The organism is Jatrophihabitans sp. YIM 134969 (assembly GCF_054456675.1).
In genome coordinates this window covers 1-15,303 of the sequence record NZ_JBTJEQ010000021.1, presented here as the reverse complement: position 1 = coordinate 15,303, position 15,303 = coordinate 1, and the positions used below count along the sequence as shown (strand labels likewise).

Sequence of the window (15,303 nt, the reverse complement as noted above, 5' to 3'; positions counted from 1 at the left end):
GCGTGCAGTTCTCCGCCCAGCCGGGGCCGTCCGGTCTCTACGACCCGGCCGCCGAGCAGGACTCGTGCGGCGTCGCGTTCCTCGCAGACCTGCACGGCCGCCGCACCCACGCGACGGTCCGCAGCGCCCTCGCGGCGCTGCACAACCTCGACCACCGCGGCGCCGCCGGCGCGGAGAGCTCGTCCGGTGACGGCGCCGGCATCACCACCAACATCCCCGACGCCTTCCTCCGCGAGGTCGTCGACTTCGACCTGCCGCCCGAGGGCGGTTACGCCGTCGGCACCGCGTTCCTGCCCACCGGCGCCGAGGCCCGGGCCGCGGTCAAGGCCGTCGTCGAGGCCACGGCGGTCGACGAGGGCCTGCGTGTCCTCGGCTGGCGCGACGTCCCCACCGAGGCGGACGGCCTCGGCTCTCTCGCGGTGTCGGTGATGCCGCACTTCGAGCAGGTCTTCCTCGCCCGCGGCGAGGGCGGGATGCGCGGCAACGACCCGGTCATGGAGCTCGAGCGGCGCGCGTTCTGCACCCGCAAGGTCGCCGAACGCGAGATCGCGGCCCGGCGCGCGGCCGGCGACACCGACGCGCAGCTGTACTTCCCGTCGCTGTCGACCCGCACCCTGGTCTACAAGGGGATGCTGACCACCGCGCAGCTGGCGACCTTCTACACCGACCTGCGCGACGAGCGGTACGCCACCGCCATCGCCCTGGTGCACAGCCGGTTCTCGACCAACACGTTCCCGTCGTGGCCGCTCGCGCACCCGTTCCGGCTCATCGCCCACAACGGCGAGATCAACACCATCCGCGGCAACCGCAACTGGATGCGCACCCGCGAGGCCCAGCTGCACAGCGACCTGCTGCTCAACGACAACGACCCGGCGACCGGCCTCTCGCGGCTGTTCCCGATCTGTACCGACGAAGCGAGCGACTCCGCCACGTTCGACGAGGTCCTGGAGCTGCTGCACCTCGGCGGCCGGTCACTGCCCCACGCCGTGCTGATGATGGTGCCGGAGGCGTGGGAGCACGCCAAGGGCGTGATGGACCAGCGTCGCCGCGACTTCTACGAGTTCCACTCCTCGGTCATGGAGCCCTGGGACGGCCCGGCCTGTGTCACGTTCACCGACGGCACGATCATCGGGGCCGTCCTCGACCGCAACGGCCTGCGCCCGGGGCGTTGGTGGCGCACCAGCGACGACATGGTGGTGCTGGCCTCGGAGGCGGGCGTGCTCGACATCGCGCCGTCGCAGGTCGTCGCCAAGGGGCGGCTGCAGCCCGGCCGGATGTTCCTCGTCGACACCGCGCGCGGGCTCATCGCGTCCGACGACGACGTCAAGGCCCACCTCGCCGCGCAGAACCCCTACGGGGAGTGGCTGCACGCGGGCCTGGTGCCGCTGGCCGATCTCCCGCCGCGCGAGCACGTCGTGTTCAGCCACGAGTCGGTGACCCGCCGGCAGCAGATCTTCGGTTACACCGAGGAGGAACTGCGGCTGCTGCTGGAACCCATGGCCTCGACCGGCATGGAACCGCTCGGCTCGATGGGCACCGACACCCCGATCGCGCCGTTGTCCCAGCGCCCGCGCCCGCTCTACGACTACTTCGTCGAGTTGTTCGCCCAGGTCACCAACCCGCCGCTCGACGCGATCCGCGAGGAGCTGGTCACCTCGTTGTCGGCCACGGTCGGACCGGAGCAGAACCTGCTCGCGCCCGGCCCCGCCTCGTGCCGGCAGTTGGTCCTGCCGCGCCCGGTGATCGACAACGACGAGCTGGCCAAGATCTGGCACGTCAACGCCGACGGTGACAAGCCCGGCTTCGCCGCGCACATCATCGACGGCCGGTACCGCGTGCACGGCGGCGCCGAGGCGTTGCGGGCGGCGCTGGAGCGCGTGCGGCGGGAGGCGTCAGCCGCGGTCGACGCGGGTTCCCGCATCCTCATCCTCTCCGACCGTGACTGCGACGCCGACCACGCGCCGATCCCGTCACTGTTGCTCACTGCAGCGGTCCACCACCACCTGATCCGCACCGGTCAGCGCACCCAGTGCGGCCTGATCGTCGAGTCCGGCGACTGCCGCGAGGTTCACCACGTCGCGCTGCTCATCGGCTTCGGCGCGGCCGCCGTCAACCCGTACCTCGCCTTCGAGTCGATCGACGACCTCGTCCGCACCGGCGCGATCCCGCTGCCCGAGGGCGTCACCCCCGAGGACCACGCCCGGGCCGCCATCGGCAAGTACGTCGGCGCGTTGTCCAAGGGCGTCCTGAAGGTGATGTCGAAGATGGGCATCTCCACCATCGCCTCGTACACCGGCGCGCAGGTCTTCGAGGCGCTCGGGCTCTCGCACGAGGTCGTCGACGAGTACTTCCAGGGCGTGCCGAGCAAGATCGGCGGCGTCGGTCTGGACGAGCTCGCGGCCGAGTGCGCCGCCCGGCACGCCGACGCCTACCCGGCGTCGCCCACCGCGCGCGCCCACCGGCGGTTGCAGGTCGGCGGGGAGTACCAGTGGCGGCGCGAGGGGGAGCTGCACCTGTTCACCCCGCAGGTGGTCTTCCTGCTGCAGCACGCCACCCGCCAACGCCGCTTCGACCTGTTCGAGGAGTACACGGCCAAGGTCGACGAGATCTCCCAGGCCGGCGGCACGCTGCGCGGGCTGTTCGAACTCCGGACCGGCGTGCGGCCGCCGGTGCCGATCGACGAGGTCGAACCAGTCAGCGCGATCGTCAAGCGCTTCGCCACCGGCGCGATGTCGTACGGCTCGATCTCGGCCGAGGCCCACGAGACCCTCGCCATCGCGATGAACCGCATCGGCGGCAAGTCCAACTGCGGCGAGGGCGGCGAGGACGCCCGTCGCTTCACCCCCGACGACAACGGTGACCTGCGCCGGTCGGCAGTCAAGCAGGTCGCGTCCGGCCGCTTCGGCGTGACCAGCAACTACCTCGTCAACGCCGACGACATCCAGATCAAGGTGGCGCAGGGCGCGAAGCCCGGCGAGGGCGGGCAGCTGCCCGGCTACAAGGTCTACCCCTGGATCGCGCGCACCCGGTTCTCCACGCCGGGTGTCGGCCTCATCAGCCCGCCGCCCCACCACGACATCTACTCGATCGAGGACCTGGCCCAGCTCATCCACGACCTGAAGAACGCGAACCCGCAGGCGCGGGTGCACGTCAAGCTGGTCGCGGAGTCCGGCGTCGGCACCGTCGCCGCCGGTGTCAGCAAGGCGCACGCCGACGTCGTGCTGATCTCCGGCCACGACGGCGGCACCGGCGCAGCGCCGTTGACCTCGCTCAAGCACGCCGGCATGCCGTGGGAGCTCGGCCTGGCCGAGACCCAGCAGACCCTGCTGCTCAACGGGTTGCGCGACCGCATCACCGTGCAGGTCGACGGCGCGATGAAGACCGGCCGCGACGTCGTGGTGGCGGCGCTGCTCGGCGCCGAGGAGTTCGGCTTCGCCACGGCGCCGCTGGTGGTCTCGGGTTGCGTGATGATGCGGGTCTGTCACCTCGACACCTGTCCGGTCGGCGTCGCGACCCAGAACCCCGTGCTGCGCGAGCGTTTCACCGGCAAGCCCGAGTTCGTCGAGACGTTCTTCGAGTTCGTCGCCCAGCAGGTGCGGGTGTTGCTCGCCGAGTTGGGCTTCCGTTCGCTGGACGAGGCGACCGGCCGCGCCGACGCCCTCGACGTCCGCCGTGCGGTCGACCACTGGAAGGCCGACGGCATCGACCTGACCCCGGTGCTGACCATGCCGGAGCTGCCCGAGGGCACCGCGCTGCGCAAGCGCATCGACCAGGACCACGGCCTGGAGGAGGCGCTCGACAACACCCTCATCCAGTTGGCCGAGGGAGCGTTGCTCGATGCAACACCGGTCACGCTGCAACTGCCGGTGCGCAACGTCAACCGCACCGTCGGCACGATGCTCGGGTCGTTGGTCACCCGCCGCTACGGCGCCGAGGGCCTGCCGCGCGACACCATCGAGATCGACTTCCACGGCTCGGCCGGGCAGAGCTTCGGGGCGTTCCTGCCGCCCGGCATCACCCTGCGGCTCGCCGGTGACGCCAACGACTACGTCGGCAAGGGATTGTCCGGCGGCGTGGTCTCCGTGGCACCGGACCCCGAGGCCCCGTTCGCGGCGGCCGACAACGTCATCGCCGGCAACGTCATCGCCTACGGCGCGACGTCGGGGGAGTTGTACCTGTCGGGCACGGTGGGCGAGCGCTTCTGCGTGCGCAACTCCGGCGCCACGGCCGTCGCCGAGGGCGTCGGCGACCACGCCCTGGAGTACATGACCGGCGGTACCGCGGTCATCCTCGGCGCGACCGGTCGCAACGTCGCCGCGGGCATGTCCGGCGGCCTGGCGTACCTGCTCGACCTCGACCGCCGGCGGGTCAACGACGCCATGGTCGACGTCGTGCCGCTCGCCGACCTCGGGGACCTCGGCGGTCGCGACGACCACGCCGACACCCTGCGCGGCATCGTCGAGCGCCACGCGCGGGTCACCGGCTCGGAACGGGCGCGGAGCCTCCTGGCCGACTGGCCCGCCGCCGTCGCCCGGTTCAGCGTCGTCGTGCCCCGCGACTACCGCCGGGTGCTCGAGGCGACCGCCGCGGCGCAGGCCGCCGGCCGCGACGTCGACGAGGCCGTCATGGACGCCGCCCGCACCTGACGCACATGCCGAATTCTGTGTACTCCTGCCGTCTGAGGCTGCAGGAGTACACAGAATTTGGCCTGGGCGGGCGCTCCCTTAGGCTGGGCCTGTGAACCGTCGCGCCAAGATCGTCTGCACGCTGGGTCCCGCCACCGACCCGCCGGAACGGCTGCGGGCGCTCATCGAGGCCGGCATGGACGTCGCGCGGCTGAACTTCAGCCACGGTGAGCACGCCGAGCACGGCCGCCGGTTCCGCGAGGTCCGCAAGGCCGCCGAGGCGGCGGGCCGCAACGTCGCCATCCTCGGCGACCTGCAGGGCCCGAAGATCCGCTTGGGCCGGTTCGAGGAGGGCCCGGTCGTCTGGCAGACCGGCGAGCGCATCCGCGTCACCGTGGAGGACGTCCCCGGCAACCACGACCGGGTCTCGACGACCTACAAGCAACTCGCGCAGGACTGCCGTCCGGGCGACCGTCTGCTCGTCGACGACGGCAACGTCGGCCTGGTCGTCGTCGAGGTCGACGGCGACGACGTCGTCTGCGACGTCACCGAGGGCGGGAAGGTCAGCGACAACAAGGGTCTGTCCCTGCCGGGCGTGAACGTCTCGGTCCCCGCGATGTCCGAGAAGGACACCGCCGACCTCGAGTTCGCGCTCGCGCTCGGCGTCGACTACGTCGCGCTGTCGTTCGTCCGCGCCCCCGAGGACATCAAGCTCGTGCACCAGGTGATGGACGCCGTCGGCGTGCACCGCCCGGTCATCGCCAAGATCGAGAAGCCCGAGGCCGTCGACCGGCTCGAGGAGATCGTGCTGGCGTTCGACGCGATCATGGTCGCCCGCGGCGACCTCGGCGTCGAGATGCCGCTGGAGCAGGTGCCGATCATCCAGAAGCGGCTCATCCAGAGCGCCCGCGACAACGCCAAGCCGGTCATCGTCGCGACCCAGATGCTCGAGTCGATGATCACCCACTCCCGGCCCACCCGTGCGGAGGCGTCCGACGTCGCGAACGCGGTCCTCGACGGTGCCGACGCCGTGATGCTGTCGGGCGAGACCAGCGTCGGGACCTATCCCGTCCAGGCCGTCGCCACGATGTCGCGCATCATCCGGTCGGTCGAGGAGGCCGGCAACCGCGTCGCGCCGCTGCGCCACGACCCGCGCACCTCCGGCGGCGCGATCACCAACGCCGCCGTGCAGATCGCCGACGCCATGGGTGCGTCCGCCCTGGTCGCGTTCACCCAGACCGGCGACACCGGCCGCCGCATGTCGCGCCTGCACCCGCGGCAGCGGCTCATCGTCTTCACCCCCGACGAGAACGTGCAACGGCAGATGGCGTTGCTGTGGGGCGTCGAGGGGCACGTGGTGTGGACCGTGCGCACCACCGACGAGATGGTGCGCCAGGTCGACTCGGGCCTGGTCCAGCGCGGGGTGTCCCACCCGGGCGACCTCGTCGTCATCATCGCGGGCACGCCGCCCACCACCCCCGGCAGCACCAACACCATCCGGGTGCACCACATCGGCGACGTCCTCCAGCGCGACCGGTGAGCGACGCCGCGACCGCCCACCCCGACGTCGTCGACCAGGACCTGCTCGACGCCCTGGTCCGGTTGCTCGACATCGAGACCCTCGACGACGCCGCGTTCCTCGGGCAGAGCCCGGAGACCTCGCTGCAGCGGGTGTTCGGTGGTCAGGTCGCGGGGCAGGCGCTGGTCGCGGCCGGCCGCACCGTCGACCCGGAGCGGCGCGTCCACTCGTTGCACGCGTACTTCATCCGCCCGGGTGACCCCTCGCGCCCGATCCTGTACCTGGTCGAGAACGTGCGTGACGGTCGCTCGTTCAGCGTGCGGCGGGTCGTCGCCCAGCAACACGGCAAGACGATCTTCACGCTGTCGGCGTCGTTCCAGCTGCCGCAGCCGGGCTTCGAACACGGCGCGACCATGCCGGCGGTGCCCGGCGCGCACGAGGTGCCGTCCCTGGCCGAACTGCTCGAGCGGGGGGACGCGCCGCCACGGTTCCTCGCCGTCCCGAACCCGATCGACCTGCGGTACCTCAACCCGCCGTGGGCGCACGAGACGCCCCGCGAGGACCACCGGCTGTGGCTCAAGGCCAAGGGCACGCTGCCCGACGACCCGTTGCTCCACGTGTGCGTGGCGACCTTCGCCTCGGACTTCAGCCTGCTGGAGGCGTCCCTGGTCCGCCAGGGACGTTCGTGGGACCGCGACGAGGTGGTCGGCGCCTCGCTGGACCACGCGATGTGGTTCCACCAGCCGTTCCGGGTCGACGAGTGGTTGCTCTACGACACCGCGTCACCCGCGGCGTCCGGTGGGCGCGGGCTCAACGAGGGCCGGATGTTCACGGCGTCCGGCGAGCACGCGGTGACCGTGCTCCAGGAAGGGATGCTGCGCCTGCGCGGCGTGTGAGCGGTCGGTGACCGGTCGTCGTCTGGTCGGTGCCGGGAGCGGGATTCGAACCCGCACGCCTTTCGGCAGTCGCTTTTGAGGCGACCATGTCTGCCGTTCCATCACCCCGGCGGGAACTGCTGCGTAACGCGCCGGTCATGGTAGCGGCGATACCCTGACCACTCCGATCAGGGACCGTCCTCTCCGGCGGCGGTCCCGACGCAAGGGGGCGTTGTTCCAGTGGCCAGCCAGCAGGACCGCGAAGTTCAGGGGGCGTCCACAGCGTCCGGCCGGCGGGTGCTCATCGCCGAGGACGAGGCGCTCATCCGGCTCGACCTCCGCGAGATGCTCACCGAGGAGGGCTTCGACGTCGTCGGCGAGGCCGCCGACGGCGAGGCCGCCGTGGAGCAGGCGCGGGAGCTCCGACCCGACCTGGTGATCTGCGACGTCAAGATGCCGAAGATGGACGGCATCACCGCGGCGGGCCTGATCGCCGGCGAACGCATCGCCCCGGTCGTCATCCTCACCGCGTTCAGCCAGCGCGACCTCATCGAGCGGGCGCGTGACGCCGGCGCGATGGCCTACCTCGTCAAGCCGTTCCAGAAGCGCGACCTGCTGCCCGCCATCGAGATGGCCACCTCCCGCTTCGCCGAGATCCGCGCGCTCGAGGGCGAGGTCGAGACGCTCTCCGAGCGCCTGGAGACCCGCAAGCTCGTCGAGCGGGCCAAGGGCGTGCTCATGGTCGAGCACAAGCTGTCCGAGCCGGACGCGTTCAAGTGGATCCAGCGCGCCGCGATGGACAACCGGACGACCATGAAGGCCGTCGCCGAGGTCGTGCTGGGCGGTGGCACCGCCGCCGACGCCGCGGACGCCGCCCCGGCACGCAGCGCGGGGGCAGCACGCGCCTGACGGGACGATCTCCCGCTCGGCGACCAGGTGCCGTCGGCCGCCACGTAAGGATTTGGTCACGGAAGCGCGGCGTTCGGGCTGCGACCCCCGTCCGGCGGGTTGCGGGTGAGCTACTGTCCCGCCGGACATCGTCGCAGGACCCGAACGTCCGCTGACGCGCACAACCCAGACAGTCCACGACAAGGAGAAACAGTTCGTGCAAAAGCGACTCGTGGGGCAGATCCTCGCCCTCTCCGCGGCCGGCGCGCTGGCGCTCACCGCCTGCTCCAACGGCTCCGGAGGCGGCGGCGGCGGTCTCGCCTCCGGTGGCAACAACGGTGGCAGCGACACCAACGCCACCTACAAGATCGGTTTCGAAGGCCCGCTGTCCGGTGACAACCAGCAGCTCGGCATCAACGAGGTCAACGCCGTCGAGCTCGCCATCGACCAGGCCAACGAGTCGGGCGACCTGCCCTTCAAGCTCGAACTGGTCAAGGCCGACGACGTCGGCGACCCCGCCCAGGCGCCCACCGCGGCGGCGACCCTGCTCCAGGACACCGGCGTGCTCGGCGTCGTGGGCCCGTCGTTCTCCGGCGCCACCAAGGCCGTCGCGAACAGCTACGGCGAGGCCAACCTGGTCCTCATCAGCCCGTCGGCCACCAACGACACCCTGACCTCGGAGGGCTTCAAGGCCTTCCACCGCGTGGTCCCGCCGGACGGCCTCGAGGGCAAGGAGCTCGCCGACCACCTGGTGGCCAAGGGCTACTCGAAGGTCGTCGTCATCGACGACGGCTCCGACTACGGCACCGGCGTCGCCGACACCGTCGAGGCCGGCATCAAGGCGGGTGGCAAGCAGGTCCAGCGCATCTCGGTCCTCGCCGACACGAAGGACTACGGCCCCACCGCGCAGACCATCGCCGGCTCGGGTGCGCAGGCGTTCTTCTACGGCGGTTACGACGCCCAGGCCGCGCTGCTCGCCAAGGCGGTCGCCGCGACCTCCTACTCCGGCGACAAGTACACCGGCAACGGCGGCAAGTCCTCGGTCTTCACCTCGGGTGCGGGCGACGCCGGCAACGGCTGGTTCTTCTCCTGCGGGTGCGCCGACGCCACCACGGCGCCGGAAGCCAAGGACTTCACCTCGGCCTACAAGGCCAAGTGGAACACCGACCCGTCGACCTACTCGCCCGAGGCGTACGACGCCACGAACGCGATGATCGAGGCGTTCAAGGAGGCGGCGAAGGACGGCGCCCCGACCCGCCAGTCGGTGTTCGACGCGGTCAACAAGCTCGACTACAAGGGCATCACCACCACGGTGAAGTTCCAGGAGAACGGCGAGCTGGACGCGTCCTCGCAGGTCATCAACCTGTTCGAGCAGGAAGACGGCGTCATCAAGACGCTCGGCAACATCCAGGACCAGAGCTGATCACGCTCTGACCTGATCGATCACGACGAGGGCGGGGCCGCCCCACACCCTGGGGTGGCCCCGTCCTCGTGTGCTGTCCGGCGTCAGCGACACGGGCACCAGCAGGTGAACCCGTCGCCCGGATGGGCTTCCGGTGACCCCTGCACTGTGCAACGCTGACGCGCTGCGTCTGGCCGGACGGCGCCCCGGTGGAGCCGTCCCTCACGCTGACCGTCTCATTCTGGAAGGGCGATACGTGTCCGACTTCCTGTCGTACCTGGTCCTCGGGATCACCCGCGGATCGGCCTACGCCCTGGTGGCGCTGGGTTACACGCTGGTCTACGGCGTGCTGCAACTGATCAACTTCGCGCACAGCGAGGTGTTCATGTCCGGCGCGTTCGGCAGTTACCTGCTCGTCCACTTCATGGTGGGTGACGGCGCGGCGACCGCGACCTGGGCCGTTCCCTTCGTGATCCTCGCGGCGCTGCTCGCCGGAGCGATCACCGGCGCCCTCGTGGCGTGGACCCTCGAGCGGGTCGCGTACCGGCCACTGCGCAGACGTGGCGCACCCAAACTCGCCTTCCTCATCAGCGCGATCGGGGCGTCGTTCCTGCTCTCGCAGCTGTTCGGCAAGATGTTCAACCGCCAGGGCAACAACACCATCCCCGGCTTCTTCAACACCAACGCCACGGTCATCCCGCTCGGCGGCGGCGCGAAGATCAACCTCATCCAGATCATCGTCATCGGCTCCGCCGTGATCATGATGATCTTCCTCGACCGGTTGGTGTCGGGGACCAAGCTCGGGCGCAGCATCCGCGCCACCGCCGAGGACGCTCCCACCGCGGCGCTCATGGGCATCGACATCGACAAGACGATCTCGCGCACGTTCATGATCGGTGGCGCGCTGGCCGGCGCGGCCGGCTTCCTGTTCGCCACCGCGTTCGGCGCGTTCTCGTACAACATGGGCTTCACCCCGGGCATCAAGGCGTTCGCCGCCGCGGTGCTCGGCGGCATCGGCAACATCCGCGGCGCCATGATCGGCGGTCTGCTGCTGGGGTTGCTCGAAGCGCTCATCCCGACCCTGCCGTGGGTCGGGGGCCGGCAGTTCATCGGCATCCAGTGGACGGACGTCGTCGCGTTCGTGATCCTCGTCGGCATCCTGGTCTTCCGACCTACCGGCATCCTCGGCGAGCGTCTGGGGCGTGCGGCGTGAAACTCTCCTCCCTCCCCACGTGGGCCGTCCGTGCTCTCGCCTGCTTCGCCGGCGCGATCGTGCTGGCGATGATGGTCGGGTCGAGCTCGGGTGCTCAGTCCGACTTCGGTCTCGGCTTCCGCGAGCACGTCCTCAACCCGCGGGTCATCCCGTTCCTCGTCATCGGCGCGGTGGCGTGGCTCGCGATCACCTACCGGCCGGTCATCACCCCGTACCTCAATCGACCGGGCGTGCGCCCGCTCGCGCTCGGGACGCTCGTCCTGGTCGCGGCGTTCTTCCTCATGAAGTGGAACGACGCCGTCGGTGACGGCAAGTTCGGCACCGTCTCCGACGCCGCCACCAACACCGGTGGGCTCGCGCCGTTGGCCAAGGCGTACTTCGGCTGGCTCTGGCTGCTCACGATGCTGTTGCTGATCGTCCTGCTGGCGCTGGCGATCATCGCCAACCTCAAGGTCCTGGGCTGGGTGGTCGCGGGTGTGGCGGTGGTGTCGGCGGTCATCGCCTACATCGCGCACGGCGCGGTCGTCGACTACGTCGGCGGCATCGACCACTCCTTCGGCGTCGAGGCCGCGATCATCGGGTACCTGGTGTTCGCGCTCGGCGGCGGCATCGTGGCGTTGACCCGCCGCGAGACCGCCGACAGCCGCGACTACGTCGAGCGGGTGTTCGCCTACCGCCCCGGTCTGCCGATCCTGGTGCTCGGCCTGATCATGGGTCTGATCACCTTCCTCGCGGCGACCTGGTTCAGCCCGCAGAACCGGAACGCGACCCTCACCGACACCCGGCACGCGTTCTTCAACTCACCGCTCGCCCCGCTCGCGGTGCAGTACCTCGCGTGGCTGGGTTACGTGCTGTTCGCGGTGACGTTCGTGCTCGCCGCGGGCGCCGTGTTGCTGCGACAGAAGGCGCTCGGCTGGGCCGCGGGCGTCGTGGCCGTCGTCGCCGTGATCCTCACCGTGTTCACGTTGCACGCCATCAGCTCGCTCGCCACCGACGCCGGATCGCCGGGTTCGAGCGGGACCTGGTCGAACCTCGGTGCCGGCGGGTGGGGCGCGTGCATCGCGCTGTTCGTCCTCGGCGCGGCGGGGGTCGTCGCCGCCGTGAGCGGTCGCGAGCGCGGCGAGCACGAGGTCCGCAGTTCCGACGCCGCGCCCGTGGCCGACCGGCTGCACACCGCGGCCCGGTCCACCACGATGCGCAGCCTCGCGCTCGTCGGCATCGCGTTCGCGCTGTTCTACCCCCCGACCGCCACGGCGTTCTGGCAGAAGGCGCTCGTCACCGACATCGGCGTCTACGTGCTGCTGGCCGTCGGCCTCAACGTGGTCATCGGCTGGGCGGGTCTGCTCGACCTCGGGTTCATCGCGTTCTACGCGATCGGGTCGTACATGACCGCGTACCTCACCGGGTCCCTGCCGGTGCAGCCGCCCTTCGAACCGTTGTCGCCGCTGTGGGCGATCCCGTTCGCGATCGCGATCTGTCTGGTCGCGGGCGTCCTGCTCGGCACACCCACACTGCGGCTACGCGGCGACTACCTCGCCATCGTCACGCTCGGCTTCGGTGAGATCATCCGCCTCATCGCGGTCAACAACCCGGGCAACTTCACCAACGGCCCGCGGGGTGTCTCCAAGACCGTGCCGCACCCGGTGATCGACTTGCGCATCCCGTTCACCGACATCCGGCTGTTCAAGATCGAGTGGGGCAGCAACGCCCTGCAGTACTGGTACCTGCTGCTCGTGCTGCTGATCATCGTCGTCACGTTGTTCTACCGGCTCGAGGGTTCGCGCCTCGGGCGCGCGTGGGCGGCCATCCGGGAGGACGAGATCGCGGCGCAGGCCACCGGTGTCAACACCACCCGGGTCAAGCTGCTGGCGTTCGCGATCGGTGCCTCGACCTCGGGTCTCGCGGGCGTGTTCTTCGCCAGCCAGATCGGCTACTTCAACCCGCAGAACTTCGTGCTCAACAACTCGATCCTCGTCGTCGCCTACGTCGTGTTCGGTGGCATGGGTTCGTTGCCGGGTGCGATGGCCGGCGCCGCGTTCCTCACCTGGCTGCCGAACTTCCTGCGCGACCAGGTGCCCGCCGAGGACCGCACGATGTGGATCGGTGCCGTGCTCATCGTCATGATGATCTTCCGGCCGCAGGGGCTCATCCCGGCGCGGCGGCGCAAGGCCGAACTCACCGGCCTCGCGGGTCACGACGATGCGGTCAGAGCGAGGGAACAGGCGGTGCCGGCGGGCGAAGGCCTCGGCGGCGCCCCGGCGGGAGGTGCAGGACGGTGACCATCAGCACCGAGAAGGACGTGGCGCCCGCGGGTCCGCCACGCGGCCGCGGGGACCTCGTCTTCGACGTCCGCAACGTCACGCTGCGCTTCGGTGGTGTCACGAGCCTCAACGACGTCTCGCTGCAGATGCGACGGGGCGAGATCCTCGCCGTCATCGGCCCGAACGGCGCCGGCAAGACCTCGTTGTTCAACTCCCTCACCGGCGTCTACACGCCGCAGGAGGGGTCGATCGACCTGGTCGCGCATCCCGGTGACGCTCCGGTGAGCGTCATCGGCAAGAAGACGCACGTGGTCAACCACCTGGGTGTGGCCCGCACGTTCCAGAACATCCGGTTGTTCCCGGCGCTGACCGCGCTGGAGAACGTCAAGGTCGGGGTGGAGACCCGCATGAAGGCGGGGCCGGTCTCCTCGATGCTCGGCCTGCCGTGGCAGCGGCGCGAGGAGCGGGAGTCGACCGCGAAGGCGTACGCCCTGCTCGACCGGGTCGGGCTGTCGCTGCGGGCCAACGAGCTCGCCGGGTCGCTCGCCTACGGCGAGCAGCGGCGTCTGGAGATCGCGCGGGCGCTGGGGACCAACCCGGGTGTGATCCTGCTCGACGAGCCCGCGGCCGGCACCAACCCGGCCGAGAAGCGGGACCTCGCCGCGCTCATCAAGCAGGTCAACGACGACGACATCGGCGTCCTGCTCATCGAGCACGACATGAAGCTGGTCATGTCGGTGGCCGACCGCATCGTCGTGCTGAACTTCGGGCAGAAGATCGCCGAGGGGACACCGGACCAGATCCAGCGCGACCCGGCCGTGGTCGCGGCGTACCTCGGCACGTCGGCCGAGGAGGCCGAGACCGAGTTGGCGTCGCACACCCAGCCCGAACTGCACCGCATCGACACCGAGGGCGTCGTCCTCGGCGCCGAGGACGACACGCACGACGGCCCCGGGAGGCACGAGGCATGACCGACCTGTCGAAGGACTCCTCGCGAGGAGTGGTCCGGGGCGCCCGACCCACCGGTGAGCGGGTCGTCGGCGACGTGCTCCTCGACGTGCGGGACATCGTCGTCAAGTACGGCGCGATCGCGGCGATCAAGGGCATCTCGTTCGACGTCCGCGAAGGCGAGATCGTCGCGCTGCTCGGGGCGAACGGCGCCGGCAAGACCACGACCCAGAAGACGGTGTCGGGCATGCTGCGCCCCGCCGAGGGCAGCATCACCTACGACGGCAAGCGCATCGACGGCATCCCGCCGCACGAGCTGATCTCGTTGGGCGTGTGCCACGTCCCCGAGGGGCGCCACGTGTTCCCGCGGATGACGGTCGCCGAGAACCTCGAGATGGGGGCGTTCCGGTTCCGCCGGCCCAACCCCGGCGACCTCGAGCGGGTGCTGGAGATGTTCCCGCGGCTGCAGGAGCGCTACGGCCAGCAGGCCGGGACGCTCTCGGGTGGCGAGCAGCAGATGCTGGCCATCGGCCGCGCCCTCATGGGACGGCCGCGGCTGCTACTGCTCGACGAGCCGTCGATGGGTCTGGCGCCGCTCATCGTGGCCCAGATCTTCGACATCGTCCGGCAGATCAACAGCGAGGGCGTCACCGTGCTGCTGGTCGAGCAGAACGCGGCGCAGGCGCTCGCCCTGGCCGACCGGGGCTTCGTCCTCGAGACCGGCGAACTGGTGCTCTCGGGCACCGGCAAGGACCTGCTGGCCGACGACCGGATCCGGGCGGCGTACCTCGGCGAGGAGATCGCGTCCTGACCTCGACGACGGGTGGTGGCGTCACCGTTCGGTGACGCTGCCTCTCGGAGCGTGCGACTTCCCCGCGCCGAGAGTCTTCCGCCGTCTGACCGCGGGGGTTTAGTGTCGGCGTGTCACCGGGCCGGCGTGGCTCCGGTCGAGGGGTGCGCACAGGAGGCCAGTGTGGCGATCGGTTCCCCCGCGAGCCGCCGTGCAAACGTGTGCGTGCGCCCGGCGGTCGCCGCCGACGCGCTGGCCGTCGCGGAGTTGCTGGTGCCGTTCGAGCCGTCGATCCCGACCGCGTTCCCGGTCGGCCGGGCCGGGCGCGGCGCCCGGGCCGAGCACAAGTTGACCGTCGAGGCGGCGGCCGAGCACCTGCTGGCCCGCTTCGACGACCCGGAGCAGCACGTGCTGGTCGCCACCGACACCGGCGAGGCCGGCGAACCGGTCGTCGGCGTGGTCGCCGCCCGGTTCGAGGACGCCGGCCTCATCGTCCCGACCCCCGTGCTCGCCGTCGGCCGCCTCGCGGTGTCGCCCGGGCTGCGCCGCCGGGGGATCGGCCGGGCGCTGCTGACCGCCTGCATCGAGCTGTCCGAGAGTGCCGGCGTGCAGTACCTGCAGAGCGTGTCCCACCCGTCGGCGCGCGACGCCAACCGCTACCTCGCCCGCGTCGGGTTCGCCGCCATCGCCACCCGCCGGATGGCCCCGGTCCCGACCGTCCGCCGGGCCCTCGGGCTGCCGTCGCTCGGCCTGGTGGTCGCCGGCGCCGACGGCCGCCCGGC

10 protein-coding genes and 1 tRNA gene are annotated in these 15,303 nt (G+C 70.8%); 10 read left to right on the top strand and 1 reads right to left on the bottom strand.

Features of this window, described 5'->3' with window-relative positions; translation table 11 throughout:
* Positions 1 to 2: 2 nt before the first annotated feature.
* The 3 genes from gltB (at position 3) to ACXR2U_RS12645 (ending at position 7,040) form a co-directional block, all read left to right on the top strand.
* Positions 3 to 4,646 (top strand): glutamate synthase large subunit, encoded by a 4,644-nt coding sequence (gene gltB / locus ACXR2U_RS12655; RefSeq protein ID WP_458825402.1) that lies wholly within the window; start codon positions 3 to 5, stop codon positions 4,644 to 4,646.
* Between the two features lie 91 nt (positions 4,647 to 4,737).
* Positions 4,738 to 6,165 (top strand): pyruvate kinase, encoded by a 1,428-nt coding sequence (gene pyk / locus ACXR2U_RS12650; protein WP_458825401.1) that lies wholly within the window; start codon positions 4,738 to 4,740, stop codon positions 6,163 to 6,165.
* Positions 6,162 to 7,040 (top strand): acyl-CoA thioesterase, encoded by an 879-nt coding sequence (locus ACXR2U_RS12645; protein WP_458825400.1) that lies wholly within the window; start codon positions 6,162 to 6,164, stop codon positions 7,038 to 7,040. The genes pyk and ACXR2U_RS12645 overlap by 4 nt, the downstream gene beginning before the upstream one ends.
* A 30-nt stretch (positions 7,041 to 7,070) precedes the next feature.
* Here ACXR2U_RS12645 and ACXR2U_RS12640 read toward each other — a convergent pair.
* Positions 7,071 to 7,151 (bottom strand) — tRNA-Leu (locus tag ACXR2U_RS12640).
* A 165-nt stretch (positions 7,152 to 7,316) separates the two neighbouring features.
* Between ACXR2U_RS12640 and ACXR2U_RS12635 the strand changes: the two genes are divergently transcribed.
* From ACXR2U_RS12635 to ACXR2U_RS12605, 7 genes are all read left to right on the top strand, one after another.
* Positions 7,317 to 7,928: an ANTAR domain-containing response regulator gene (locus ACXR2U_RS12635; protein ID WP_458825399.1), complete on the top strand. Its 612-nt coding sequence runs from the start codon at positions 7,317 to 7,319 to the stop codon at positions 7,926 to 7,928.
* Between the two features lie 196 nt (positions 7,929 to 8,124).
* Positions 8,125 to 9,330 carry a branched-chain amino acid ABC transporter substrate-binding protein gene (locus ACXR2U_RS12630; RefSeq protein ID WP_458825398.1) on the top strand — a complete coding sequence of 402 codons (1,206 nt, stop codon included), beginning with the start codon at positions 8,125 to 8,127 and terminating at the stop codon, positions 9,328 to 9,330.
* A 235-nt stretch (positions 9,331 to 9,565) separates the two neighbouring features.
* Positions 9,566 to 10,522, top strand: coding sequence for a branched-chain amino acid ABC transporter permease (locus tag ACXR2U_RS12625; RefSeq protein ID WP_458825397.1), 957 nt, complete (start codon positions 9,566 to 9,568; stop codon positions 10,520 to 10,522).
* Positions 10,519 to 12,801: a branched-chain amino acid ABC transporter permease gene (locus ACXR2U_RS12620; protein ID WP_458825396.1), complete on the top strand. Its 2,283-nt coding sequence runs from the start codon at positions 10,519 to 10,521 to the stop codon at positions 12,799 to 12,801. The genes ACXR2U_RS12625 and ACXR2U_RS12620 overlap by 4 nt, the downstream gene beginning before the upstream one ends.
* The gene (locus ACXR2U_RS12615) at positions 12,798 to 13,754 is read left to right on the top strand and encodes an ABC transporter ATP-binding protein (RefSeq protein WP_458825395.1); all 957 of its coding nucleotides are present in this window, start codon (positions 12,798 to 12,800) and stop codon (positions 13,752 to 13,754) included. Before ACXR2U_RS12620 ends, ACXR2U_RS12615 begins: the two co-directional genes overlap by 4 nt.
* Positions 13,751 to 14,542 carry an ABC transporter ATP-binding protein gene (locus ACXR2U_RS12610; protein WP_458825394.1) on the top strand — a complete coding sequence of 264 codons (792 nt, stop codon included), beginning with the start codon at positions 13,751 to 13,753 and terminating at the stop codon, positions 14,540 to 14,542. The genes ACXR2U_RS12615 and ACXR2U_RS12610 overlap by 4 nt, the downstream gene beginning before the upstream one ends.
* Before the next feature lie 198 nt (positions 14,543 to 14,740).
* Positions 14,741 to 15,303, top strand: a 563-nt coding sequence (locus ACXR2U_RS12605; protein WP_458825393.1) for a GNAT family N-acetyltransferase, incomplete at its 3' end; no start/stop codon positions are given.

Bases quoted from the DNA above. Each gene is read 5' to 3' on its own strand.
- ACXR2U_RS12610 (WP_458825394.1), top strand. From the start codon at position 13,751: ATGACCGACCTGTCGAAGGACTCCTCGCGAGGAGTGGTCCGGGGCGCC.